The organism is Microbacterium sp. T32, assembly GCF_001619615.1.
Lineage (GTDB): Bacteria > Actinomycetota > Actinomycetes > Actinomycetales > Microbacteriaceae > Microbacterium.
Window position 1 is genome coordinate 29,446 of record NZ_LQQP01000020.1, and the last position, 23,064, is coordinate 52,509.

At 68.4% G+C, this 23,064-nt stretch carries 22 protein-coding genes; 13 read left to right on the forward strand and 9 right to left on the reverse strand.

Annotation, left to right across the window (positions count from 1 at the left end; genetic code table 11):
• Positions 1–49 precede the first annotated feature (49 nt).
• From AVW09_RS11760 to AVW09_RS11785, 6 genes are all read right to left on the reverse strand, one after another.
• Positions 50–1,729 carry a dipeptide ABC transporter ATP-binding protein gene (locus AVW09_RS11760; RefSeq protein ID WP_063258254.1) on the reverse strand — a complete coding sequence of 560 codons (1,680 nt, stop codon included), beginning with the start codon at positions 1,727–1,729 and terminating at the stop codon, positions 50–52.
• Positions 1,726–2,790 (reverse strand): ABC transporter permease, encoded by a 1,065-nt coding sequence (locus AVW09_RS11765; RefSeq protein WP_082822943.1) that lies wholly within the window; start codon positions 2,788–2,790, stop codon positions 1,726–1,728. The genes AVW09_RS11760 and AVW09_RS11765 overlap by 4 nt, the downstream gene beginning before the upstream one ends.
• Position 2,791: 1 nt before the next feature.
• Entirely contained in the window at positions 2,792–3,865 is a 1,074-nt protein-coding gene (locus AVW09_RS11770; RefSeq protein WP_063258255.1) for an ABC transporter permease, read from the reverse strand.
• A gap of 65 nt (positions 3,866–3,930) precedes the next feature.
• Positions 3,931–5,562, reverse strand: coding sequence for an ABC transporter substrate-binding protein (locus AVW09_RS11775; protein WP_063258256.1), 1,632 nt, complete (start codon positions 5,560–5,562; stop codon positions 3,931–3,933).
• A 199-nt stretch (positions 5,563–5,761) separates the two neighbouring features.
• Entirely contained in the window at positions 5,762–6,511 is a 750-nt protein-coding gene (locus AVW09_RS11780) for a 3-hydroxybutyrate dehydrogenase (protein WP_063258257.1), read from the reverse strand.
• 5 nt (positions 6,512–6,516) lie between these two features.
• Positions 6,517–7,884: an MFS transporter gene (locus tag AVW09_RS11785; RefSeq protein ID WP_063258258.1), complete on the reverse strand. Its 1,368-nt coding sequence runs from the start codon at positions 7,882–7,884 to the stop codon at positions 6,517–6,519.
• Positions 7,885–7,988: 104 nt separating this feature from the next.
• Between AVW09_RS11785 and AVW09_RS11790 the strand changes: the two genes are divergently transcribed.
• On the forward strand, positions 7,989–8,891 hold the full coding sequence (locus tag AVW09_RS11790) for a LysR family transcriptional regulator (protein ID WP_063258259.1): 903 nt from the start codon (positions 7,989–7,991) through the stop codon (positions 8,889–8,891).
• Between the two features lie 145 nt (positions 8,892–9,036).
• Positions 9,037–10,098 (forward strand): LLM class flavin-dependent oxidoreductase, encoded by a 1,062-nt coding sequence (locus AVW09_RS11795; RefSeq protein WP_197462619.1) that lies wholly within the window; start codon positions 9,037–9,039, stop codon positions 10,096–10,098.
• A gap of 326 nt (positions 10,099–10,424) precedes the next feature.
• Here the strand turns inward: AVW09_RS11795 and AVW09_RS11800 are convergent, their stop codons facing one another.
• Positions 10,425–11,729, reverse strand: a complete 1,305-nt coding sequence (locus AVW09_RS11800) for an O-acetylhomoserine aminocarboxypropyltransferase/cysteine synthase family protein (RefSeq protein ID WP_063258260.1) — start codon at positions 11,727–11,729, stop codon at positions 10,425–10,427.
• Positions 11,722–12,663 (reverse strand): ATP-grasp domain-containing protein, encoded by a 942-nt coding sequence (locus AVW09_RS11805; RefSeq protein WP_063258261.1) that lies wholly within the window; start codon positions 12,661–12,663, stop codon positions 11,722–11,724. Before AVW09_RS11805 ends, AVW09_RS11800 begins: the two co-directional genes overlap by 8 nt.
• Positions 12,664–12,802: 139 nt before the next feature.
• Here AVW09_RS11805 and AVW09_RS11810 point away from each other — a divergent pair, with 139 nt between their 5' ends.
• The 9 genes from AVW09_RS11810 to AVW09_RS11850 all read left to right on the forward strand — a co-directional run bounded on the left by AVW09_RS11810 (position 12,803) and on the right by AVW09_RS11850 (position 20,574).
• Entirely contained in the window at positions 12,803–13,633 is an 831-nt protein-coding gene (locus AVW09_RS11810; protein WP_063258262.1) for a class I SAM-dependent methyltransferase, read from the forward strand.
• An 89-nt stretch (positions 13,634–13,722) separates the two neighbouring features.
• Positions 13,723–14,073, forward strand: coding sequence for a DUF6507 family protein (locus tag AVW09_RS11815; RefSeq protein WP_156496082.1), 351 nt, complete (start codon positions 13,723–13,725; stop codon positions 14,071–14,073).
• Positions 14,073–15,950 carry an alpha/beta hydrolase gene (locus AVW09_RS11820; RefSeq protein WP_063258264.1) on the forward strand — a complete coding sequence of 626 codons (1,878 nt, stop codon included), beginning with the start codon at positions 14,073–14,075 and terminating at the stop codon, positions 15,948–15,950. The genes AVW09_RS11815 and AVW09_RS11820 overlap by 1 nt, the downstream gene beginning before the upstream one ends.
• Complete coding sequence (locus AVW09_RS11825; RefSeq protein WP_156496083.1) at positions 15,947–16,432, forward strand: hypothetical protein; 486 nt, start codon at positions 15,947–15,949, stop codon at positions 16,430–16,432. The genes AVW09_RS11820 and AVW09_RS11825 overlap by 4 nt, the downstream gene beginning before the upstream one ends.
• A 49-nt stretch (positions 16,433–16,481) precedes the next feature.
• The gene (locus AVW09_RS11830; RefSeq protein ID WP_063258266.1) at positions 16,482–16,952 is read left to right on the forward strand and encodes a hypothetical protein; all 471 of its coding nucleotides are present in this window, start codon (positions 16,482–16,484) and stop codon (positions 16,950–16,952) included.
• 77 nt (positions 16,953–17,029) lie between these two features.
• Entirely contained in the window at positions 17,030–17,965 is a 936-nt protein-coding gene (locus tag AVW09_RS11835; protein ID WP_063258267.1) for an ABC transporter ATP-binding protein, read from the forward strand.
• Entirely contained in the window at positions 17,962–18,759 is a 798-nt protein-coding gene (locus AVW09_RS11840) for an ABC transporter permease (RefSeq protein ID WP_063258268.1), read from the forward strand. The genes AVW09_RS11835 and AVW09_RS11840 overlap by 4 nt, the downstream gene beginning before the upstream one ends.
• A gap of 20 nt (positions 18,760–18,779) precedes the next feature.
• Positions 18,780–19,922 carry a sensor histidine kinase gene (locus tag AVW09_RS11845; RefSeq protein WP_082822944.1) on the forward strand — a complete coding sequence of 381 codons (1,143 nt, stop codon included), beginning with the start codon at positions 18,780–18,782 and terminating at the stop codon, positions 19,920–19,922.
• Between the two features lie 46 nt (positions 19,923–19,968).
• The gene (locus tag AVW09_RS11850; protein ID WP_063258292.1) at positions 19,969–20,574 is read left to right on the forward strand and encodes a response regulator transcription factor; all 606 of its coding nucleotides are present in this window, start codon (positions 19,969–19,971) and stop codon (positions 20,572–20,574) included.
• 1 nt (position 20,575) lies between these two features.
• Here the strand turns inward: AVW09_RS11850 and AVW09_RS11855 are convergent, their stop codons facing one another.
• A complete protein-coding gene (locus tag AVW09_RS11855) occupies positions 20,576–20,887 on the reverse strand; it encodes a hypothetical protein (RefSeq protein WP_156496084.1) in 312 nt (103 codons plus the stop codon).
• Positions 20,888–21,287: 400 nt separating this feature from the next.
• On the opposite strand from AVW09_RS11855, the gene AVW09_RS17745 reads away from it, so the two are divergent.
• Together AVW09_RS17745 and AVW09_RS11860 are read left to right on the forward strand one after the other, a co-directional pair.
• Complete coding sequence (locus AVW09_RS17745; RefSeq protein WP_197462620.1) at positions 21,288–21,518, forward strand: hypothetical protein; 231 nt, start codon at positions 21,288–21,290, stop codon at positions 21,516–21,518.
• Positions 21,519–21,620: 102 nt separating this feature from the next.
• Entirely contained in the window at positions 21,621–22,802 is a 1,182-nt protein-coding gene (locus AVW09_RS11860; RefSeq protein ID WP_063258270.1) for a hypothetical protein, read from the forward strand.
• Positions 22,803–23,064: the final 262 nt, after the last annotated feature.

Here is a 23,064-nt window from a genome sequence, read left to right on the forward strand (position 1 = left end):
CTGTCGCCTGAGCGGACGCGAAGCGACAGTTTTTGACCCCTCACGCGGGTCAGCGCCGCCAGAGCTCCCGACGCTGCTCCTGGGCGACCGGGTCGGGCACCGGGAGGGATGCCAGCAGCCGCTTCGTGTAGTCGTCGGTGGGCTCCGTGAGCACCTGCACCGTCGTGCCCTGCTCGCGGATCACGCCCTGCCGGAGCACGACGATGCGGTCGGCCACCTCGTCGACGACCGCGAGGTCGTGGCTGATGAAGAGGCACGCGAAGCCGAACTCTTTCTGCAGCTGCGCGAACAGCTGCAGCACGCGGGCCTGCACCGACACGTCGAGCGCCGAGGTCGGCTCGTCCGCGATGAGCAGCTTCGGGTCGAGCGCGAGCGCCCGGGCCAGGGACGCGCGCTGACGCTGGCCGCCCGACAGCTCGTGCGGGTACCGGTCGCCGAACGCGGTCGGGAGCTGGACGGCATCCAGGAGTTCGTTCACGCGCGCACGCGCGGCGCGGGCCCCGGACGCGCGCCGGTGCACCAGGAGCGGCTCGGCGATGCACTCGGCGATCGTGAGGAGCGGGTTGAAGCTCGTCGCCGGGTCCTGGAACACGAAGCCGATGTCGGGGCGGGTCTTCGCGAGGGCGCGGGGCTTCGCGCCGCGCATCTCTGTACCGAGCACCTTGAGCGATCCGCCGACGACGGAGGTGAGGCCCACCATCGCGCGGCCGATCGTGGTCTTGCCCGAGCCCGACTCGCCGACGAGACCGAGCACTTCGCCGGGACCGATCCAGAAGTCCACGCCCTTCACGGCGATGACGCCGGTCGTGCCGAAGCGCCCCGGGTAGCCGATCTCGACCTTCTCGGCCACGACCAGGCTGCCCTCGGGCGGCGCGGTCGGGGCGGGGGTGTCGAGCTTCTGCTCCGCGCTCTTCCCACGACCGACGTGCGGCACGGCGGCCAACAGCTCGCGCGTGTACTGCTGCTGCGGAGCGGCGAACAGCTCGCGCACGGGCGCCTGCTCGACGATGTCGCCGCGGTACATCACGATGACCCGGTCGGCGAGGTCGGCGACCACGCCCATGTTGTGGGTGATGAGCACGATCGTCGCGCCGAACTCGTCGCGGCAGGTGCGCAGCAGCTCGAGGATCTCGGCCTGCACCGTGACATCGAGGGCCGTGGTCGGCTCGTCGGCGATGATGAGGCCCGCGTTGAGCACGAGCGCCATGGCGATCACGACGCGCTGCTTCTGCCCGCCCGAGAACTGGTGCGGGTAGTCGTCGACGCGCTTCTCGGGATTCGGGATGCCGACCCGGCGCAGGATGTCGACGGCCTGGGTCTTCGCTTCGGCGCGCGACAGCTTGCCGTGGGCGCGCAGGCCCTCGGCGATCTGCCACCCCACGGTGTACACGGGGTTCAGCGCGGTCGAGGGCTCCTGGAACACCATCGCGGCGTCGTGTCCGCGCATCGCGCGCAGCTGCGCGTGGGTCGCGTGGACGATGTCGGTCTCGTCGCCGTCGCGCCCGCGGACGATCACGGCGCCCGACAGGGTCGCGGTCTCGGGCAGCAGCCCCAGCAGCGTGTTGGCCGTGACGGTCTTGCCCGACCCGGACTCGCCGACGATCGCGAGCACCTCGCCGGCGTGCGCCTCGAGCGAGATGCCGTTGATGGCCGCGACGGGCTCGCCGTCGGTGGCGAAGGTGACCCGCAGGTCGTCGATGCGGGCGACGGGCGCGGTGGTGCCGGTCATGAGGGGCTCCCCTCGGAAGAAGTGGATGCCGGCGGCCCGGCGGGAGCGGCGGTCGCCGAGGTCGGAGCCGGGGCGGGGTCGACCGCGGTGACGGGCGCCGGGGCGCCTCCGGCGCGGCGGCGCGTGCGCAGGCGCGGGTCGCTGAGGTCGTTGAGGCTCTCGCCGACGAGCGTGATGCCGAGTACGGCGAGGACGATCGCGACGCCCGGCGGGACGGCCGTCCACCAGATGCCGCTCGTCACGTCGCTGACCGAGCGGTTGAGGTCGTAGCCCCACTCCGCCGCGGCCGTGGCCTCGATGCCGAAGCCGAGGAAGCCGAGGCCCGCGAGGGTCAGGAGCGCCTCCGAGGCGTTGAGCGTCACGACGACCGGTAGCGAGCGCGTGGAGTTGCGCAGCACGTGACGGAGCAGGATGCGCGCGGTCGGCACACCGATCACGCGGGCCGACTCGACGAACGGCTCCGCCTTCACGCGCACCACCTCGGCGCGGATCACGCGGAAGTACTGCGGCACGAAGACCACCGTGATCGAGATCGCGGTGGCGAGGATGCCGCCCCACAGCGTCGACTGCCCGCGCGTGATCGCGATGGACATCACGATCGCGAGGAGCAGCGACGGGAAGGCGTAGATCGCGTCGGCCAGCACCACGAGGATCCGGTCGATCCATCCACCGAAGTAGCCGCTGACCAGCCCCAAGAAGATGCCGAGGAAGATCGAGAAGACGATCGCGCAGAGGATCACCAGCAACGCGGTCTGCGCACCCCAGATCACGCGGGACAGCACGTCGTACCCGCCGACCGTGGTGCCGAGGAGGTTCATCGCGCTCGGCGCCTGCTGCGTGCCGAACTTCACGCCATTCGCCTCCTGCTGCGCGAAGCCGTAGGGGGCGAGGAGCGGCGCGAGAGCCGCGACGAGCACGAAGACGATCGTGATCACCAGGCCGATCACGAGCATCGTGCGCTGCAGGCCGACGCTGCGACGCAGGTGCGACACGATCGGCAGACGGTCCCGCAGCGGGACCTTGCGCTCGGTCAGGGCCGCGGGGGTCGTGGCATCCGTCATGTCAGTACCTCACTCGCGGGTCGATGATCGCCGCGATGACGTCGACGAGGAAGTTCGTGACCGCGACGATCAGCGCGATCATCACGACGATGCCCTGCACCGCCACGAAGTCGCGCGCCTTCAGGTACTCGCTGAGCATGAAGCCCAGCCCCTTCCACTCGAACGTGGTCTCGGTGAGCACCGCGCCACCGAGCAGCAGGGCGATCTGCAGTCCGATCACCGTGATGATCGGGATGAGCGCGGGACGGTACGCGTGCTTCGTCACCAGGCGGAACTCCCCCACGCCGCGCGACCGCGCCGAGGTGACGTACTGCGCGCCGAGCGTGCCGATCACGTTGGTGCGCACGAGGCGCAGGAAGATGCCGGCGGTGAGGATGCCGAGCGCCAGACCCGGCAGGATCGCGTGGGTCAGCACGTCGCCCACCGCGGCTCCGTCGCCGAGGCGGATGGCATCCAGGAGATATATGCCGCTGGGGTTATCGAGGCCCTGGAGCTTCAGCTCGGTGCGGGTGCTGGCGCGACCGGCGACCGGCAGCACGCTCAGCCACACCGCGAAGACGAGCTTGAGCAGGAGGCCGACGAAGAAGATCGGGGTGGCGTAGCCGAGGATCGCGCCGATGCGCAGCACCGCGTCGGGCCAGCGGTCGCGGCGGTAGGCGGCGAGAAGACCGAACGGGATGCCGACCAGCAGCGCCACGACGAGCGCGTAGATCGCAAGCTCGAGAGTGGCCGAGCCGTATTGGAGCAGGATGCCGAGGACCGGACGGTTGTCGGTCAGCGTGGTGCCGAAGTCGCCGCGCAGCACTCCCCAGATGTACTCGAAGTACTGCTCGTAGAGAGGCCGGTCGTAACCCGCCTCATGGATGCGCTCCGCGAGCTGGTCCGGTGGGAGGCGCCCTCCGAGCGCGGCGGTGATCGGGTCGCCCGTGACCCGCATGAGCAGGAACACCACGGTCACGAGGATGAAGACCGTGGGGATGATCAGCACGAGGCGGACGAGGATGTAGCGCCAGAGACCGCCGCCCTTCGGGGCGACGGGCGCAGCGATGACGGGGGCGTCGACGGCGGTGGCCATGGGAACCTAACGAGAGGAACGCAGCGGGTGCCCGGCCCCGCGAGGGACCGGGCACCCGGCGTCGATTACTTGTTCAGCGGGGCGTAGCGGAACTTGAAGGAACCGTCGAGGACGGCGCCCTTCACGCTCGAGCCGACGATCGCGACCTGCTTGCCCTGGAGCAGCGGGAGGGTCGAGAGGTCGGCAGCGACGGCGTCCTGGATCTTGCCGATCTCGTCCTCGCGCGTGGCCTTGTCGGTCTGCGTCGCCTGGTCGACGATCATCTTCTGGACGTCGGCGTTGTCGTAGTGGTTGCCGAGGAAGTTGTCCAGGGAGAAGAACGGGGTCAGGTAGTTGTCGGCATCCGAGTAGTCCGGGAACCAGCCGAGCTGGTAGGCGGGGTACACGTCGGCGACGCGGTCCTTGGTGTACTGCACCCACTCGGTCTGCGCGAGGTTCACGGTGAACAGACCGTCCTTCTCGAGCTGCGCCTTCACCGCGGCATACTCGTCACCCGACGAGGGGCCGTAGTGGTCGCCGTTGTACTGCAGGTTCAGCGTGACGGGCGTCGTGATCCCGGCAGCCTCGAGCGTGGCCTTGGCCTTCGCGGCATCCGGGGCGCCGTTGCCGTCGCCGTACAGACCCTTGAGCGCCTCGTTGGCGCCCGCGAGACCCTGCGGAACGTAGGAGTAGAGCGGCGAGTAGGTGTCCTTGTAGACGTCGGTCGCGATCGCCTGGCGGTCGATCAGGTCGGCCGCGGCCTGACGGACGGCGAGCGACTTGGCGGCGTCGGCCTCGGGGGTCTTCGCGCCGAAGGGCATGGTGTCGAAGTTGAAGACGATGTAGCGGATCTCGCCACCGGGGCCGTCGACGACCTTGACCGCGTCGTTCTTCGACAGGTCGTCGATGTCGGTCGCGCTGAGGCTGCGGTACGCGACGTCGATCGCACCCGACTGCACGTCGAGCTTCAGGTTCGAGGCGTCGGCGTAGTACTTCGCCGAGATGCCGCCGTTCGCGGGCTTGGGCAGCGAGCCCTGGTAGTCGGCGTACGGCGTGTAGGAGATGAGCTCGTTCAGCTTGTACGAGTCGATCGTGTACTGACCGGCGAAAGCCTTGCCCTCGACGATGGTGTCGTCCGGCGTGACGGCGTCGGCGGAGAAGACCTCTTCGTCGACGATCGGGGCGGCCGGGCTCGACAGGATCTGCGGCCAGACCTGGTCGTTGCCGTTCTTCAGCGTGAAGACGACGGTGGTGTCGTCGGGAGTCGAGACGCTGTCGAGGTTGCCGAGCAGCGACGACGGGCCGTTGGGGTCGGCGATCTTGACCTGGCGGTCGAACGAGAACTTCACGTCGGACGACGTGAGGTCGTGGCCGTTGGCGAACTTCAGGCCCGACTTGAGCTTGACCGTGTACTCGGTCGGCGAGGTGAACTCGGCCGACTCGGCGATGTCGGGGGTGACCTCCGACGTGCCGTACTGGCTGTTGAGGAGGAACGGGTAGACCTGGGTCATCACGGCGAACGAACCGTTGTCGTATGAGCCGGCCGGGTCGATCGAGCTGATCTTGTCCGTCGTGCCGATGACGAGCGGGTCGGTCGAGCCGCTGTCCGAGCCGTTGTCTCCCCCACCGGCGGAGCAGCCCGCCAGGACGAGAGCCGAGACGCCGACGGCGCCGAGAGCGAGGCCGAGACGGCCTCGACCACTGTTGTGCAGTGTCATGGAGTTACCTCTGCTGTGAAGTGTCGATCGCGACAAGTGCCGCAGTCCTCCGGACATCCTTGTCGCCGGGAGGCCACACACCAACTCTTGGCCTGTCTTTTTACGATAACGAAACCTCGGACATTCTCCGGTTGCCCGGATGCCGCGTCGGAGATGTTCCGGGCGAGAGCGCTCCCGGCGGTGAGCTCTCGCCGGCCGGTCAGTGCGCCGACCAGCCGCCGTCCATCACGTAGCTCGTGCCGGTGACCATCGCGGAATCCGGTCCGGCCAACCACAGCGCGAGTGACGCGACCTCGGACGGCTCGACGAGCCGCTTGATCGCGGCATCCTTCAGCAAGACCGTCTCGAGCACCTCGGACTCCGGGATGCCATGTGCCCGCGCCTGGTCCGCGAGCTGCTTCTCGACGAGCGGCGAACGCACGTAGCCGGGGTCGATGCAGACGCTGGTGACGCCGTGGCGCGCGCCCTCGAGGGCCGTGGTCTTGGAGAGTCCCTCGAGTCCGTGCTTCGCGGTGACGTACGCGGACTTGTATTCCGATGCGCGTATACCGTGCACGCTCGACACGTTGAGCACCCGGCCGAAGCCGCGCTCGTACATCCCGGGGAGGGCCGCGCGGATGAGGAGGAACGGCGCCTCGAGCATCAGTCGCAGCATGAACGAGAAGCGCTCGGGGGCGAAGTCCTCGATCGGGCTCACGTGCTGGATGCCGGCGTTGTTGACGAGGATGTCGACGTCGAGGCTCAGGTCGGCCAGGGCCGCCGTGTCCGACAGGTCGACCGCCCACGCGCGGCCGCCGATCTCGGCGGCGAGGGCTTCTGCGCCCTCGGCGTTGAGATCGGCGACCGTGACGGTGGCGCCCGCCTCGGCGAACGCGCGCGCGATCGCCGCTCCGATGCCGCTGGCACCGCCGGTGACGAGGGCGCGACGCCCGCTGAGGTCGATGCTCATGTGTCCTACTTTCCCCGCGCGGCGAGCTGGGCGTCCGCGGCGTCGATGTCGCGCAGCGAGATGCCCCGCGTCTCCTTCAGTGACAGTACGGCGATCGCCGTGACCACGCAGGCCGCCACGATGTACAGCGCGATCGGCAGCCACGACCCGGTGTCCTTGAGCCACTGCGTCGCGAGGATCGGGGCGAGCGACCCCGCGAGGATCGCCGTGACCTGGGCGCCGAGCGAGACGCCCGAGTAGCGCATGCGCGTCGGGAACAGCTCGGCCATGACCGCCGGCTGCGGCGCGTACATGCCGGCGTGGAACACGAGTCCGAGCGCCACGGCGGCGACGATGACGACGGGGTTCAGCGTGTCGAACATCGGGAAGGCGAAGAACGCCCAGGCCGCGCTGAGGATCGCGCCGGTGAGGTACACGGGCTTGCGGCCGATGCGGTCGGCGAGGCGCCCGATCGGGGGGATCACGGCGAAATGGATGATGTGCGCGATCAGCAGCGCGAGGAGCAGCTGGCTCGTGTCGTACGAGTGCACGACCTTCAGATACACGATCGAGAAACTGACGACGATGTAGTAGACGATGTTCTCCGCGAAGCGCACGCCCATCGCCTGGACGACTCCCTTCGGGTAGCGGCGCAGCACCTCGACGACGCCGAACGACGTCGCCTTCTCCTGCTCGACCTGCTTCTTGGCCTCGAGGAAGATCGGTGCCTCCTCGACGTGCGTGCGGATGTAGAAGCCGACCAGCACGATCACGGCCGAGAGCCAGAACGCGACGCGCCAGCCCCAGTCGAGGAACGCGGCGGGGGAGAGGGCGAACGACATGATCAGCAGGACCGTCGTCGCAAGAAGATTGCCGACCGGAACCGCGGCCTGCGGCCAGCTCGCCCAGAACGCGCGCGAGCGGTTCGGGCTCTGCTCGGCGACCAGCAGGACGGCACCGCCCCACTCACCGCCGACCGCGAAGCCCTGGATGAAGCGCAGCGCGACGAGCATCGCGGGCGCCCAGTACCCGACGGTCGCGAAGCCGGGGAGGCATCCCATCAGGAAGGTGGCCGCGCCGACGATGATGATCGTCGCCTGCAGCGTCGGCTTGCGGCCGAACCGGTCACCGATCTGCCCGAAGACGATGCCGCCCAGGGGGCGCGCGACGAAGCCGACCGCGTACGTGACGAAGGCGGCGATGATGCCGTCGAGCGGTGAGCCCGACGACGGGAAGAAGTACGTGCCGAAGACGAGGCTCGCGGCGGTGGCGTAGAGGAAGAACTCGTACCACTCGACGACGGTGCCGGCCATGGAGGCGGCGACGACGCGGCGGATCTTGCTGGTCGAGATTTCGGGGGAGGCGCTGCGTTGCGCGGTGGTGGGGGATTCCATGCTGCTCCTTCGGTGTCGACGGTGACATCCGGGGACGAGTCTGCGGTGAGGTCGGATCCGCGGCAATGCCCAGTGCTGCCGACCGGGTGTGCAGAATTGCACACATGGATGCCACGAACGTCCGCGCCGACGACCTCCTGATGCTCCTCGCGGTCGCCCGCACCGGCCGATACACCGCCGCCGCGCAGGTCCGCGGCGTCGACCACACCACCGTCGCCCGGCGCATCGCGGCGCTCGAGGACGCGCTCGGCGGCCGGGTCGTCGCGGCCTCGGGCCGCGGGTGGGAGCTCACGGCGCTCGGAAAGCACGCCGTCGAGACGGCCGGACGCATCGAGGCCGCGATGTCGCGGCTGTCGGGCGGGGGAGAGGAACCGGACCCCGTCTCGGGCGTCGTGCGGATGTCGGCGACCGATGGCTTCAGCGCGTACGTCGCGGCTCCCGCGATCGCGGCCCTGCGTCAGCGGCATCCGGAGCTGACCGTCGAGATCGTGGCCACGCAGCGGAGGGCCGCGCTGCACCGTCCGGGTCTGGACCTGGAGGTCGTGGTGGGGGAGCCGCAGTCGTCGCGGGGGACCGCGACCCGTCTCGGCACCTACACGCTCGGCATGTACGCCTCGCGGGCGTATCTCGATCGGGAGGGGACGCCCCGCGACCTCGCCGAGCTCGAGCAGCACCGGCTCGTGTACTTCGTCGACTCGATGCTGCAGGTGGAGGCGCTCGACCTTCCGCGGCGACTCGTGCCGCGCATGCGCGACGGCGTGACGTCGACCAACGTGTTCGTGCACGTCGAGGCGACACGCGCGGGTGCCGGAATCGGCATGCTTCCGTGCTTCGCCGCTGACCGGCATCCGGATCTTGTGCGGCTGCTGCCGTCGCTCGTTGCGGAGAGACTGTCGTACTGGATGATCGTGCGCGCGGATTCGCTGCGCATCCCCGCCGTTGCAGCGTTGGCCGACGCACTCCGCGCCCAGACCGCCGCCGCGCAGTCCATGCTCGACGGGGCATAGACGGCGCCCTCTGTGGTTGAGCGTCAAGACACGCCGTATCGCGAGGTCCCGATGCGGCGTGTCATGGAGACTCGCGGGGGGTCAGCGTGACCTCTCGTTGCAGCGGGGGAGCCTGGCGTCCGGATGCCGGGTGAGGATGGATGCCATGACCTCCCCCCAGCGCGTGCGTTTCGGCTACTGGACCCCGATCTTCGGCGGATGGCTCCGCAACGTCGACGACGAGCAGACGCCGGTGTCGTTCGCGCACATCGCGGAGATCGCGCGGGCGGCCGAGGAGGGGGGATTCGACCTCACACTCATCCCGGAACTGAACCTCAACGACATCAAGGGCGTCGAGGCGCCGTCGCTCGACGCGTGGGCGGTGACCGCCGGCCTTGCCGCCGTGACGTCGAAGCTCGAGCTGCTCGCAGCCGTGCGGCCGGGGTTCCACAGCCCGTTCCACACGGCGAAGCAGGCGGCCACGATCGACGAGATCAGCGGCGGGCGGTTCACGCTCAACGTGGTGTCGGCGTGGTGGGCCGAGGAGGCGAAGCAGTACGACGGCCTGTTCAGCGCGCACGACGACCGGTACGCCCGCACGATCGAGTGGGCCGAGGTGCTCCGCGGCCTGTGGACGGAGACACCGTTCGCCTACGCGGGGGAGTACTACTGCACCGAGGGCACGTTTCTCGAGCCGAAGCCGCGCGTGATCCCGCGCCTGTACGCGGGCGGCGAGAGCGAGGCCGGACGCACCGCGATCACGCGCTTCGCCGACGCGTACCTCACGCACGGCGGCACCCTCGACGAGCTGGAGGCGAAGGTCGCCGACATGCGACGCCGCCGCACCGAGGCCGGCGCCGCGCCCTTCGAGGCGTTCGGCATGGCGGCCTACGGGATCGTGCGCGACACCGAGGAAGAGGCTCTGGCCGAGGTCGACCGCATCACCGACGTGCGCGGGGGAGCGGCCTACGGCTCGTACCAGGAGTTCGTGAGCAAGTCGAAGCTCGACACCCCGGTCGACCTCAAGGAGTACTCGGTCTCGAACCGCGGCCTGCGTCCGAACCTCATCGGCACGCCCGACCAGGTCGCCGAGCGCATCGTCGCGTTCGCGAACGTCGGCGTCTCGACGCTGCTGCTGCAGTTCTCGCCGCACCTGCCCGAGCTGCAGCGGTTCGCCGCCGAGGTGATCCCGCGCGTGCGCCGACTCGAGGCGCTGCGCGACGCCTAAGGCGGGGGGCTGCCCGGGCTCGGCTGCCATCGGTGCCGCGCGTGAAGGTTCGGTGTCCAACACACGCGGACCGGATGCCATGGCATCCGCGTGTCCTGGACACTCAACGGGGAACTACCGCCGCGACGAGCCTCGCACTCGGCCGCCCTCGACGCCGTACCTGCCGGTTCAGTGTCCAAGACACGCGGACCCGATGCCATGGCATCCGCATGTCTTGGACACTCAAGGTCGAAGCGCCGCCGCACCGCCCGCCGCGCCGACCCGCGGAACTACGCCGCCGCGTCAGCGCCGCGCGCCCGCGCCGGTTGCGCGTGAGAACCCCGCGCCTACGCCGCCGCGCGGAGCGCCTGCTCGAGGTCGGCGATGAGGTCGTTGGCATCCTCGAGCCCGATCGACAGGCGGATGAGCCCGTCGTGGATGCCGAGGCGGTCGCGGATCTCCTGCGTGAAGCCGAGGTGCGTCGTCGTCGCGGGGTGCAGCGCCATCGAGCGCGTGTCGCCGATGTTGGTCATGCGGCTGAAGAGGCGCAGGGCGTCGAAGAAGCGCTCCGCGCCGTCGCGTCCACCGCGCACGGTGAACGAGAACACCGAGCCGGTGAGTCCGCCGTAGTCGCGGACGGCGAGCGCGTGCTGCGGGTGGGACGGGAGTCCCGCGAAGTCGACGCTCTCGACGAGCTCGTGGCCGTCGAGCCACTCGGCGATCTCGCGGGCGGATGCCAAGTGCTGACGCATCCGCACCGACAGCGTCTCCATGCCCTGCTGCAGCAGGAATCCGTTCAGCGGCGACAGCGCCGGGCCGGTGTCGTTGGCGATGCCGAACCGCAGGTACAGCTCGAAGGCGCGGGGGCCGAAGGCCTCGACGAACGACGGGTACCCCGCGGCGGGGGTCTCGGTGATGCCCGGGTACGGTCGCGCTGACCCGGCCCAGTCGAACGTCCCACCGTCGACGACGGCACCGGCGAGGTTGGCGCCGTGACCGGACAGGAACTTCGTCGCGGAGTGCACGACGATGTGCGCGCCCTGCTCGAGGGGACGCAGCAGGTAGGGCGTCGCGATCGTGTTGTCGACGACGACCGGTAGCCCGTGGCGCGCGGCGATCCGCGCGACGTGCGAGATGTCGACGACGTCGTTCTTCGGGTTCGGGAGCGTTTCGGTGAAGATCGCCTTCGTTTCGGGGCGGATCAGGGCGTCCCACTCGGCGTCGTCCTCGGGGTCCCAGACGTACTCCACGGTGACGCCGAGGCGCGCGAACGTTCGGCCGAACAGCACCCGCGTGCCGCTGTAGATGCTCGCGGTCGACACGATGTGCTCGCCCGCACCCGCGAGACCGAGCAGCGTCGTGGTGATCGCGGCCTGCCCCGACCCGACGACGAGCGCACCCGTCCCGCCCTCGAGCGACGCGAGCCGTGCCTCGGCGACCTGATTCGTGGGATTGAGATTGCGCGAGTACAGGTGCCCCAGGTCGGTGCCGGCGAAGCGATCGGTCGCCTCCTGGAACGACGCGAACCGGTACGCCGCCGAGAGGTGCACGGGTGTCACCCGCGAGCCGTGGGTGAGGTCTTCGACCTCGCCGGCGTGCACCTGTCGGGTCGCGAACCCGAAGCCGTCCCAGGCGCGGTGGGGTTCAGCCACGCACGCCCACCGCCTCGTGCGGCAACAGCGCGCCGAGCCAACGCGCGATCTCGCGCGGTCCGGAACGGGGAGCGGATGCCTCGACGTCGGGGTTGTAGTTCGTGTTGGTGTTCACGTCGTAGGTGACGACGCGTCCGTCGCGGGTCTCGATGAACTCGATACCGGCGACGCCGATGCCCTCGGCCGCGAGGAACGCGAGGTACCGGTCGATGAGGGCAGGGTCGACATCGTCGCGGAGCCGGAACAGCGGCTCGGGCTCCACGCCGTCGGCACCGGGGATCGCGCACGCCTCGGCCGGGCAGAGTTCGAAGCTGCCCGCGCTCGTGTCGACCCGGACGGCGTAGACGAACTCGCCCCCGACGAACTCGGCGCGCGTCACGAACGGGCCGCGCGCGACCAGCAGTTCCTGCAGCAGCGTGATGCCGTCGGGGGACGGCTCGAAGTCGGGGCTGTCGACCCACGCCGCGAACTCGGCGTGCGACTCCCACCGGCGCACGCCCAGGCCCTTGCCGCCCTGGTTGGGCTTGCTGATGAAGGGCGCCTCGAACTCGCGGGCCTTCGCGGACAGCCCGGCCCGCCCGAACACGGCCGTGGTGCGCGGAACCTCGATGCCCGCGTGCCGCAGCGCCGCGTGCTGCGCGACCTTGCTGACCTCGAGCTCGAGGACGTCGGCGCCGTTCACGACCGTCCGGCCCCACGAGGCGAGCCAGCGCAGCACGGCACGGCCGTACTCCTTGCTCGCCGCGTGGTCGCGCGTGTGCGCGGACGCGCTCAGCCGCGACCAGAACACGCCCTCCGGGGGCTCGACGGACAGATCGATGGCCCCGTCGGTCAGCAGCCACTCCTCCAGCGGCACCCCCTCCGCCTCGAAGGCCGCCTGGAACGGCGGAAGCCACTGGGGGTTCTCATGGATCACGTACACACTGCCCGACATGCCCGTCAGGCTAACCCGGGCCTCCGACACCGGCACAGGCCCTCGTCACGCGCGGTCACGACGGCTGACGACCCTCGAGCCTGGCGCCTTGGCATCCACGTGTGTATCGTCGCAAGGCTGTGCCGTCGGAAGGGATGCCATGACCACCGAGTACCTCGATGCGAACCGCGCCAACTGGAACGAGCGCGCCACCCTGCACGCCGCCCGCGACGGGTCGGGCTACGGCGTGCTGCGCTACGTGGAGGACCGCGACGCGCTCAGCGATGTCGTGCGGTTCGACCAGCCGCTGCTCGGCGACCTCTCGGGGAAGCGCGCCGTGCACCTCCAGTGCCACATCGGCACCGACACGCTGTCGCTCGCGCGCCTCGGCGCCCGGGTGACGGGCCTCGACTTCTCGGAGAACGCCGTCGCGGAGGCGCGGCGGCTCGTGGCCGAGACCGGAGATGCGGTCGATTTCGTCCAATCGGACGTCGCGCACGCCCTCGACGTCCTCCCGAAAGGCGCGTTCGACCTCGTCTACACGGGCATCGGGGCGCTGTGCTGGCTGCCGTCGATCACGGAATGGGCCGGTGTCGTCGTGGATCTGCTGGCTCCCGGTGGCACGCTGCACATCCGCGAGGCTCACCCCATCCTGTGGTCCACCGACGAGACCCTTCCGGGTCTGACGCTGGCGTTCCCGTACTTCGAGCAGCGCACGCCGCTGCAGTGGGACGACGACAGCACGTACGTCGAGGTGTCGGAGCCGCTGCGTTCCACGCGGACGTACGAGTGGAACCGCGGCCTCGGCGAGATCGTCACGGCGCTGCTCGACCGCGGGCTGCGGCTCGACGCGCTCATCGAGCACGACAGCGTGCCGTGGGAGGCGCTGCCGGGCCGCATGACCCTGCGTCCCGATGGCGAATTCGCGCTCACCGAACAGCCGTCGGTGATGCCGCTGAGCTACACGATCCGGGCGTCGAGGCCGGTCTGACCGGGACTTCTCCCGACCGAAGATGAGAGCAAGATGAGATTGTCCACAACCCTCTGAGGGTGACAGGCGGCCCCGATTAGGTTGGGACGATGCGGTATTCAGTGGACGCCACGGCTGTGACAGCGCTCGTCACCGACGTCGCGTCCTGCCTGGACGACGCGACCACCGCCGCCGCACAGGCTGTCGCAGCCGTCGATGATGCGACGGCCGCCCTGAAGAACGATGCAGCCGCGGTACGGGCCGCACTTGATGCGGTATTCGCCTCGCGCCGACAGAGCGGCCCATCCCTGACCGCACACGCGGCCGAGTTGATCGCCGGCATTCAGAAGGCGACCGTGGCCTACGTGGCCGGCGACGAGGAGATGGCATCGACGACGTCGAGTGCCTCAAGTGCGGTAGCGCCTCTCCGTGGACGCGGATTCGGGCGGGCGGTCTTCTGATGGCGATCGTGGATGCCAGTTCGGTTCCGGAGATGCCAGCAGATCCGACGGCACTTCTCGCGGCAGCGGCCACCATATCGCCAGCTGCCGCGTCGGTGGGCGAACGAACGGCGGACGCCGTAACCCGATGGAGTACGCTCGGCGACGCCTTCGACACGCCCGACACCAGCACCGCAGTCGGCCGGGCGCAGCCCCTTGTCGCGATCGCGGATGATTTCGAAGAGGCTGGATCCGCGGTTGCGGACGCGATACGCGCCCTTGGAGAGACGCTGGCCGCACTCGAGCGAACTCGGGCTCAGCTGGCCGCGGAAGTCGAAGCGCACGTCACGGAGGTCAGCCGGTATCAGGCCAGCGTGGCCGGTCAGGATGAGATGGCGAGGGGCATCCTCGATGGCATGGGCCTCAGTGGTTGGTCCCAGAACGAATCGCTCCGACAGCGGTGCGCTCAACTTCGGGCCCAGTTTCAGGCAGCGCTTCTCGCCTGCGAGCAGGACCTTAGGCGGATTGGCGACCCCGCCGTATCCCTGCCGACGGCTGCACCTGCCCCGTCGGCACCCCTAGGCGAGCGTGCGACGGTGTTCGCGGACGCCGTGTCGATGTCCGTCCTCCACCGGTTGGCATCAGCGCCACCCGGCGACGTGGAGAAGCTCCTGGCGGCGCACCCGGATTGGATTGCGCTCGTGCGCGACCATCCCCCCACACCAGACGAAATCTCCGAGTGGTGGAAGAGCCTGGATTCCACGTCGGCGGCAGCACTCGTCTCCGGCGCTCCGGTCCTCATGGGCAATTTGGACGGCGTCGCATACGGCGCCCGCGACCAAGCGAACCGCAAGACGCTTGAACGGGAGATCACACGACTGCGCGCGGAGTTGGAAGATCTGGATTCTCTGGACGCCGCCGGGTGGGAGCCTGGGTACGGAGTAGGCGGCGGCACCGGCGCGCAGAAAGTCATGATTGAACAACAAGTAGCGAATTTGACCAACATCGAGGGCGCTCTACGTTCTCCGCGGAATGCTGCTTCGCGATACCTCATAGAACTCACCGGCGACATGCCGCCGCTCGCAGCCATCGCGATTGGAGACCTCAACTCAGCGCGTACAGCGACCTTCGCTGTTCCGGGCATGGGAACTACCACCCGGGACATGACGGGGTGGACCAACGCTGCCCAGAACCTCTTCGATGAGCAGACACGTGTTTCTCAAGACGGCGATCGGGCCGTCGTCGCCTGGATCGGGTATCGAACACCGCCCATTCCCGTCTCCCAAGGTGGCTTCGACGTTCTCGACAACACACTCGCCGAACAGGGCGCAACAAACCTTAGTTCGGCGTTATCGGGGGCGTCGGCCGTCCGAGAGGACACGTTGACCCTCAACGTCCTCGGGCATTCGTACGGCAGCACGACCGCATCTATTGCGCTTACACGGAACAGCACGCCGCGGGTGGACACGTTCGTTACCATCGGCTCCGCCGGCCTCCCCTCCTGGATTGACTCTGCATCCCGTCTGAACGTGGGGGCGGTATACAGCGGCCAGGCCCGCAACGTTATGCCCTTCCTCGAGAACCAACAGGGCGACCAGTGGGCGTGGACGGGCCGAACCAGTACTTCGCATCCTGTTGACCCCACGAATTCCGGGTTCGGCGGAAACGCATTCGGGGCGGACGGAGACAACGGAATGTATCCCGTCACAGATCATGGAGTCTTGGTCGATTCCGGCAAAGGCTGGGGTTATCTCAATGGCGGTACGGAATCACTGTTCAACGCAGCGCTCGCGACCACCGGAAAGGGTGATGAGGTCACACCGGCGGTAGAGAAGGGCCTGACCGATCAGCAAACGATGTGGAGAGACGTCATGCTTTCCGGTGGGGGTTCACTATGAAGCGCCGATCGCTTGCCGCGGTCGCAGTACTCATCACGTTGGTACTGACGAGCTGTTCACCCAAGGAGAACGTCATGACACCGGAACAAGCTCGCGCGCAGACGCTCGAGATCCTCCAAGCGACAATCGCGGTCTCCGGTGCGTCGGATTGGGTTCTCGACCGCGACGACGTGCCCCTGCCGCAGCAGTGTGAGATCGATGGCAAGGAAGGAGTCGCCTTCAACCACGGCGGATACGCGGTAACCGAAGGGGCCGACCCCGCCGCGGACGCTCAACGCGTCGCAGACTACTGGGCGTCTGTGGGCATCGACGCTCGAGTGGTCAGCGACCCCGTACCTCGCGTTTTCGGTGGGGGCGGACCCGTCGACGCGATCTCGTTCAGCACGTCTCCCGGCTACACGATCAGCGTGGGTGGTACGTGCGTGCCTGGCAACGCGTTCGATTACTACGACGACACCCCGACGCCAGCGCCGAGTTCGTGATGCGCGGGCTCGATCACCGCGCAAGAATCGCCCGACCGCCGCGAAGCAAGTGAAGGCCACCCGCCCCGCGCTCGCACTTCTCGCGGCAGCCGCGCTCACCCTCACCGGGTGCGCGCCGACCCCGCTGCCGACCTATGAAACGGTGCGCAGCGAAGCGCAGTCGGCGATGCAGCGCGTCGTCGACGAGCTCCCGACCGGCCTCCGGGTCGACAAGAATCCCTCGGACAAGCCCTTCGGATGCTCAGGGGACGGGGTCTTTTACACGGGTCAGTGGACCATCGAGACCCCGGAAGGCTTCGATGGTCAGGCGTTCGTCGATGGGCTGCCCGCAGCCCTCGGCGAGGACTTCGTCGTTGAGGAGACACGCCTCAAGCTCAGCTACCCGGCGGTCAGCTTCATCGCGACGGGCTATAAGAACAGCACTCTCGACGTTTCCGTCCTCACGCGCGACGAGGGAGTCGTCGTCGACCTCCTCTCGACCTCCCAGTGCGCGCAGCCGCCCGCCTCGCCCAGTCCGTAGCACCCATGACGAACGTCACCCCCACAAGGTGACCCCCGCCCCAGGTACGTGGCCCGGCGCCGGGCCAGCATGAGGACATGACCTCCTCCACCACCGGCCCCGCCGCGATCGACGCGCGGGGCGTCGTCAAGAGCTTCGGCTCCGTCCACGCCGTCCGCGGCGTCGATCTGCGGGTGCAGCCCGGCGAGATCGTGGCGTTCCTCGGCCCGAACGGCGCCGGCAAGACCACGACGATCGACATGATCCTCGGCCTCACAAACCCCGACTCGGGCTCCATCAGCGTCTTCGGGCACACCCCGCGCGGCGCGGTCTCGCGCGGCCTCGTCTCGGCCGTCCTGCAGACGGGGGGTCTGCTGAAAGACCTCACCGTCCGAGAGACGGTCGAGCTCACGGCGAGCCTGTTCGCCGAGAAGCGTCCCGTGGACGAAGCGCTGGAGCGGGCCGGCATCCGGGATCTGGCGAACCGCCGCGTCGGACTCTGCTCGGGCGGTGAGCAGCAGCGGCTGCGTTTCGCGATGGCGCTCGTGAGCGACCCCGCGCTGCTGATCCTCGACGAGCCGACCACCGGCATGGACGTCGAGGCGCGCCGCTCGTTCTGGAACGCGATCCGGACGGATGCCGCCCGCGGCCGCACCGTGATGTTCGCGACGCACTACCTCGACGAGGCCGACGAGTACGCCGACCGTATCGTGCTGATGCGCAGCGGCCAGATCGTCGCCGACGGCACCACTGCCGAGATCAAGAACCTCGTTTCGGGTCGGGTCGTCCAAGCGACGATTCCGGATGCCGACATCACGGCGCTCGCGTCCCTCCCGGGCGTCGATTCGGTCGAGGCCGCCGGAGAGCGCGTGACGCTGCACACGCGGGACTCCGACGCCCTCGCACGTCAGCTGCTGACCACCACCGCCGCGCGGGATCTCGAGATCACCGCGCAGAACCTCGAGAGCGTGTTCGTCGCGCTCACCATCGACTCCCCGGCATCCGCCGACGTCTCGAACGGAGCATCCCGATGACCGCCATCAGCCTCGACCGTCCCGCCCCCGTCCTGGGCGGCTTCACGCTCACGTATCTGCGGATCGAGCTGCTCCGCAAACTCCGCAACCCGCGGGCGCTGATCTTCACGGTCGCGTTCCCGGTGCTGATGTTCTTCATCATCGGGTACCAGATGCTCGATCTGCCCCTGACGGATGTCCCGGTGGCATCCGGGGGAGTGTCGGTGGCCGCGTACATCATGGTGTCGATGGCGATGTACGGCGCGATGATGTCGGCGACCCAGACGGGTGCCGCGGTCGCGTTCGAGCGCGCGCAGGGGTGGACGCGTCAGCTCCGCCTCACGCCACTGAACCCGCTCGTCAACGTGATCGTGAAGCTCCTGGCGGGCATGCTGTTCGGACTCATCGCCGTGATCGCGACGTATGTCGTGGCATCCATGGTCGGGGTTCAGCTGTCGGCGGCGCAGTGGATCGTCACGGGGCTCGCCGCGTGGCTGCTGGCCGGAGCGGTGTTCACGACGCTCGGTCTCATGGTCGGGTACATGGTGCCGGGCGAGAACGTCGCGCAGATCACGAGCCTCGCGGTGGTGCTGCTGTCGTTCCTCGGCGGACTGTTCTACCCGCTGTCGACGATGCCCGACTTCCTGCAGACGATCGGCAAGCTGACGCCCGTGTACGGCATCGCCGAGCTGGCGCGGGCGCCGCTGACGGGGGATGCCTTCGACCTCGGCGCCCTGATCAACGCGGTGGTGTGGCTCACGGTGTTCATCGTGGGCACCGTGTACTTCTTCCGCCGGGACACGCGGCGTTCGTGAGCCGCTCTATCGTGAGGGACATGGACGAGACGACCAGCCCGGGGCGCTTCGGTGCCCCGGGCATCGGTCGTCGAGCGCCGGGCTTCGGTCGTCGCACCCCGGGCTTCGGTCCGAGCGACCGCGGGTGGTTCATCGGCGGCGGAATCGCGCTGATCTGGACCTTCCCGACGCTGCTGTCGCTGTGGGAGCTGCCCGACCTGTGGGCCTCGATCGCGGGCACCGTCGTCGAGGTGCTGTTCGCGGCGGTGTTCCTGGTCTCGGTTCCGGTGATCCGCCGCACACGGCAGCGGTTCGCGCGTCTCCTGCCGGCCGGCATCCTGTTCGGGCTGAGTCTGCTGCTGCTGCCGCTGATCGGCGACGGCGTGCGGTGGACGTGGACGTTCGTCGGCGTCGCAATCGCCGTGTCTCGAACGGGGCGTTCCGTGGTCTTTCCCCTCGTGGGGGCACTCTCGCTGGGCGCGTTCGTCGTCGGGGCGCCGGAAGACAGCTTCCTCAGCGCGCTGAACGCCGCGGTCATCCTGTCGGTGTCGTTCATGATGTTCTCGTTCGTCGAGAACATCGTCACGCTCGAGAAGCTGCGTACCGCTCAGGACCAGGTCGCCGAACTCGCCGCCGAGCGCGAGCGCAGCCGCGTCGCGCGCGACGTGCACGACATCCTCGGCCACTCGCTGACCGTGATCACGGTGAAGGCCGAGCTCGCCGGAAGACTGATGGATGCCGGCTCCCCCGCCGCCCGCAACGAGGTTGCGCAGATCGAGCAGCTGTCGCGCGGTGCGCTGGCCGACGTCCGCGCGACGGTGCACGGATATAGAGGTGTGAGCATCAGCGGAGAGCTCGCGGCTGCGCGGGCGGCGCTGGAGAGCGCCGGGGTCGCGGCGGAGTTGCCGGGGTCGACGGATCAGGTGCCCTCCGACCGGCGGGAGCTCGCGGGATGGGTGGTCCGCGAAGCGGTGACCAACGTGGTGCGGCACGCCGAGGCATCCGTGTGCCGGGTGTCGCTGGATGCGCGCTCCGTCGAGGTTGCCGACGACGGGCGTGGGCCGTCGGGCGCGTCGTCCGGGTCGGGGCTGACCGGACTGCGCGAGCGCGTGGAGACCGCCGGCGGCCGCATGTCCGTGGGGCGCAGCGACCTTGGAGGGTTCCGAGTGAGGGTGACGTGGTGATCTTTGTGACCGTGGGGCGCAGCCGCCTCCGTGTGAGGGAGACGTGGTGATCCGACTTCTCATAGCCGACGATCAGGCGCTCGTGCGCGGCGCCCTCGCCGCGCTGCTCGGTCTGGAGCCCGACATCGAGGTCGTCGCCCAGGTCGGCCGCGGCGACGAGGTGGTCGAGGCCGCGCGCGCGTCCGAGGCCACCGTGGCGCTGCTCGACATCGAGATGCCCGGCATCGACGGCATCGCCGCCGCCTCCCTTCTGCGCACCCAGGTTCCCGGATGCCGCGCCCTCATCGTCACGACCTTCGGCCGGCCGGGCTACCTGGCGCGCGCCATGCAGGCTGGCGCGTCGGGGTTCGTCGTGAAGGACACCCCCGCGGCGGAGCTGGCGGATGCGGTGCGGCGGGTGTCTGCGGGGTTCCGCGTGGTGGATCCGGCGTTGGCTGCGGAGTCGCTGGCGCAGGGTGACTCACCCTTGACGGAGCGCGAGACCGACGTGTTGGCCGCGGCCCGCGCCGGCGGGTCGATCGCCGATATCGCGCGGATGGTGCACCTGTCGGAAGGGACGGTGAAGAATCACCTATCCAGCGCGATCGGGAAGACCGGCGGCAGGAATCGCGCGGATGCCGTGCGGGTGGCGGTGGAGCGGGGGTGGCTGTGAGTCAGGGCTGCCCGCGGTGACCCGTCATCGCGAAGATCGGTAGAGGTGCGGCGAGAAGAAGAATCAGCCCGAGTGCAGCCGACCATGAGCCATCGACTGTCACGGCGTTCGACCCGTTGGAGTCGACAAACCCCCGGAATGTCGCCACGAACGGGATGTCGATGGTGATGCCGTCCGCGAACGCGAAAGCCGCGAGCAGTGCCGCTCCGACGAAGGTAACGCTGATCGCGATGGCGAGGGAACTCACAGCGATCGCCGTGACTCCGGCAACGGTCACACTGAGTCGGTGGAACGAGAGGGTTCCTCGGGACACGAGATCCTCCTGATTCCGGGTATGCCTGAGCGAAACAGGCTAGTGAGCATTCGCATGCTTACGTGTCCGCAGAAGGGAACACCACCCGTTCATCGGACGCAATCACCACGCAAGGGGCAGCTCAGGACGACGTGATGCGCGGAGTGCTCCGCGTAGCGCGCCTTTGACCGGGCATCGAACCCTCCGCGGATGCGACTCGCCGTCGCTTACGGCGCCTGGGCTGCCTACCTCCACATTCAGGCAGCGGCAGCGAAGCGCCAGTGACCGCGAGGATGCCTGTACATCCTGGTCACACCGTTACCTGGCGCGATCTCGCACACGTGCTGCTGAGCGGCGCAACTCGGGACGTACTTTCTGGAACTCATCCGGACGCCGGTGGCCATCTGCGTGCTGTCGGTCGGTGTCGGTGTCGGGCTCTGCCTCGGCGACGACGCCCACCGTCGAGTCGCGGCTGCGATCCCGCTCGTGGTGGCCATGGATGGCCGCGGGTCTTCTCGTCGGCGCGCTGGCGCCCGACGCGTCGCTGGTGACGCCTACGCTGGCGTTGGCATTCATCCTGCCGATCTTGGTGCGTGGCGCGAAGGACCGTCGGATGACAACGCAGTCGGACGAGACTCTCCAGTCGACGTGACGCCGCGGGGGAGCGGCGCCAAGTGCACCGCTCCTCCCAGATCGGAGTGGGCGGGCGCCGCCCGAGAACGCCCTGGCAGGCCTCCTCCCGTATGTTGCTCCTATGGCAAACGACCGAGCGTTGGAACAGCACATCGCAATGTTTGGCGAAAGTGGCAGCGGCAAGACCGTCCTCCTTTCCTCCTTCTACGGAGCCGCGCAAGAGTCTTCGAACAAGAAGCGAAGCGGGTTCCGCGTGCTCGCCGAGGATCCCGGACAGGGGACTCGTCTGAGGAAGAGCTACCTGGGCATGAAGAACTCCGGGTCACTCCCCGCCGCGAATCACTTCCGGTCGACCGCGTACTCGTTCCTCGCGCAGCCGATCGCTGATGCGAGAGCGAAACCAGCGAAGTCGAGTAGTGCCGAACAACTTCGCCTCGTTTGGCATGACTACCCCGGCGAGTGGCTCGAGCAAGACGTCAGCGGGCCCGCGGAAGCGAAGCGCAAAGTCGAGACCTTCCGCTCACTTCTGAGTTCAGACGTTGCGTTACTTCTCGTAGACGCCCAACGCCTCCTTGAAAACTCCGGCGAGGAAGAGCGCTACCTCAAGTCGTTGTTGACCTCATTCACTAACGGACTGCTCCTGATAACGGACGACATACTGGATGACGGTGTCCCTCTCACTCGATTTCCCCGCATCTGGACGCTCGCTCTTTCCAAGTCCGACCTCGTACCGGATATGGATGTCTCAGAATTCGCGGATCTCTTGATCGAGAAAGTCGGCGACGAAATCAACGAACTCCGCGATGTACTGGGCGGGATCGTGGCGGAACGCGACGCCCTCTCGGTGGGCGAGGACTTCGTGTTGCTGTCCTCGGCAAGATTCACTCCGGGAGAAATTCATGTGCATGAGCGTGTCGGGGTGGACCTTCTCCTGCCCATCGCCGCGGTGCTCCCGCTGGAACGAAAACTCAAGTGGGCGGAAAGGCTGAACAATCGAGGCAAGGTAGCCTCCGAACTGTTGGGAGGCGTCGGTGTTCTCGCCAAAGCTCTAGGCGGAGTAGGTGCACTCGGTGCGTTGATCGGAGCCAAGGGAAAAGGCAAGCTCGCCGGCGCACTGCTCCTCGGTCTGGGCCTGTTCGGGTCGAAGCTCGAGGAAGCGGCGAAGGCCGGCGGCGAAAGGCTCAAAGCAGCTCATGCCGATGCAGTAGCGAAGCGCGACCGCATCCGAGCCATCCTGACAGCGTTCGCGATTGAGTTGGAGGATGCGGAGTCCGACGGAATCCTTCTCAGGAGTCCTCGATGACACTCATCTGGGTTACCCGCGGGAGGCGATGGGGCTTTCGCTTCCTCATGGACGGCGGGTTCTCAGATCCGCTGCCCGAGTACGACAAGGCGTTCTCTTGGGTGGCTGATCAGCCTGAAGTCTGCCGACGCACGGATGACAGAGTCGCTCTGCGCTTTCCTGATCCGGAGGGGCGAAGGGATCGAGCCGGGAGGGTCATCCCCCACGAGTTCGTCATCCTTGGCCCGGAGGCCCATGAGATTCACTCCGTTGAAGATGGGTA

Bases quoted from the DNA above. Each gene is read 5' to 3' on its own strand.
- AVW09_RS11765 (WP_082822943.1), bottom strand. From the start codon at position 2,790: ATGACGGATGCCACGACCCCCGCGGCCCTGACCGAGCGCAAGGTCCCG.
- AVW09_RS11835 (WP_063258267.1), top strand. From the start codon at position 17,030: ATGACCTCCTCCACCACCGGCCCCGCCGCGATCGACGCGCGGGGCGTC.
- AVW09_RS11825 (WP_156496083.1), top strand. From the start codon at position 15,947: ATGAAGCGCCGATCGCTTGCCGCGGTCGCAGTACTCATCACGTTGGTA.
- AVW09_RS11780 (WP_063258257.1), bottom strand. From the start codon at position 6,511: ATGAGCATCGACCTCAGCGGGCGTCGCGCCCTCGTCACCGGCGGTGCC.
- AVW09_RS11820 (WP_063258264.1), top strand. From the start codon at position 14,073: ATGGCGATCGTGGATGCCAGTTCGGTTCCGGAGATGCCAGCAGATCCG.
- AVW09_RS11805 (WP_063258261.1), bottom strand. From the start codon at position 12,663: ATGTCGGGCAGTGTGTACGTGATCCATGAGAACCCCCAGTGGCTTCCG.
- AVW09_RS11790 (WP_063258259.1), top strand. From the start codon at position 7,989: ATGGATGCCACGAACGTCCGCGCCGACGACCTCCTGATGCTCCTCGCG.
- AVW09_RS11845 (WP_082822944.1), top strand. From the start codon at position 18,780: ATGGACGAGACGACCAGCCCGGGGCGCTTCGGTGCCCCGGGCATCGGT.
- AVW09_RS11785 (WP_063258258.1), bottom strand. From the start codon at position 7,884: ATGGAATCCCCCACCACCGCGCAACGCAGCGCCTCCCCCGAAATCTCG.
- AVW09_RS11795 (WP_197462619.1), top strand. From the start codon at position 9,037: ATGACCTCCCCCCAGCGCGTGCGTTTCGGCTACTGGACCCCGATCTTC.
- AVW09_RS11815 (WP_156496082.1), top strand. From the start codon at position 13,723: ATGCGGTATTCAGTGGACGCCACGGCTGTGACAGCGCTCGTCACCGAC.
- AVW09_RS11775 (WP_063258256.1), bottom strand. From the start codon at position 5,562: ATGACACTGCACAACAGTGGTCGAGGCCGTCTCGGCCTCGCTCTCGGC.
- AVW09_RS11810 (WP_063258262.1), top strand. From the start codon at position 12,803: ATGACCACCGAGTACCTCGATGCGAACCGCGCCAACTGGAACGAGCGC.
- AVW09_RS11760 (WP_063258254.1), bottom strand. From the start codon at position 1,729: ATGACCGGCACCACCGCGCCCGTCGCCCGCATCGACGACCTGCGGGTC.
- AVW09_RS11840 (WP_063258268.1), top strand. From the start codon at position 17,962: ATGACCGCCATCAGCCTCGACCGTCCCGCCCCCGTCCTGGGCGGCTTC.
- AVW09_RS11860 (WP_063258270.1), top strand. From the start codon at position 21,621: ATGGCAAACGACCGAGCGTTGGAACAGCACATCGCAATGTTTGGCGAA.
- AVW09_RS11770 (WP_063258255.1), bottom strand. From the start codon at position 3,865: ATGGCCACCGCCGTCGACGCCCCCGTCATCGCTGCGCCCGTCGCCCCG.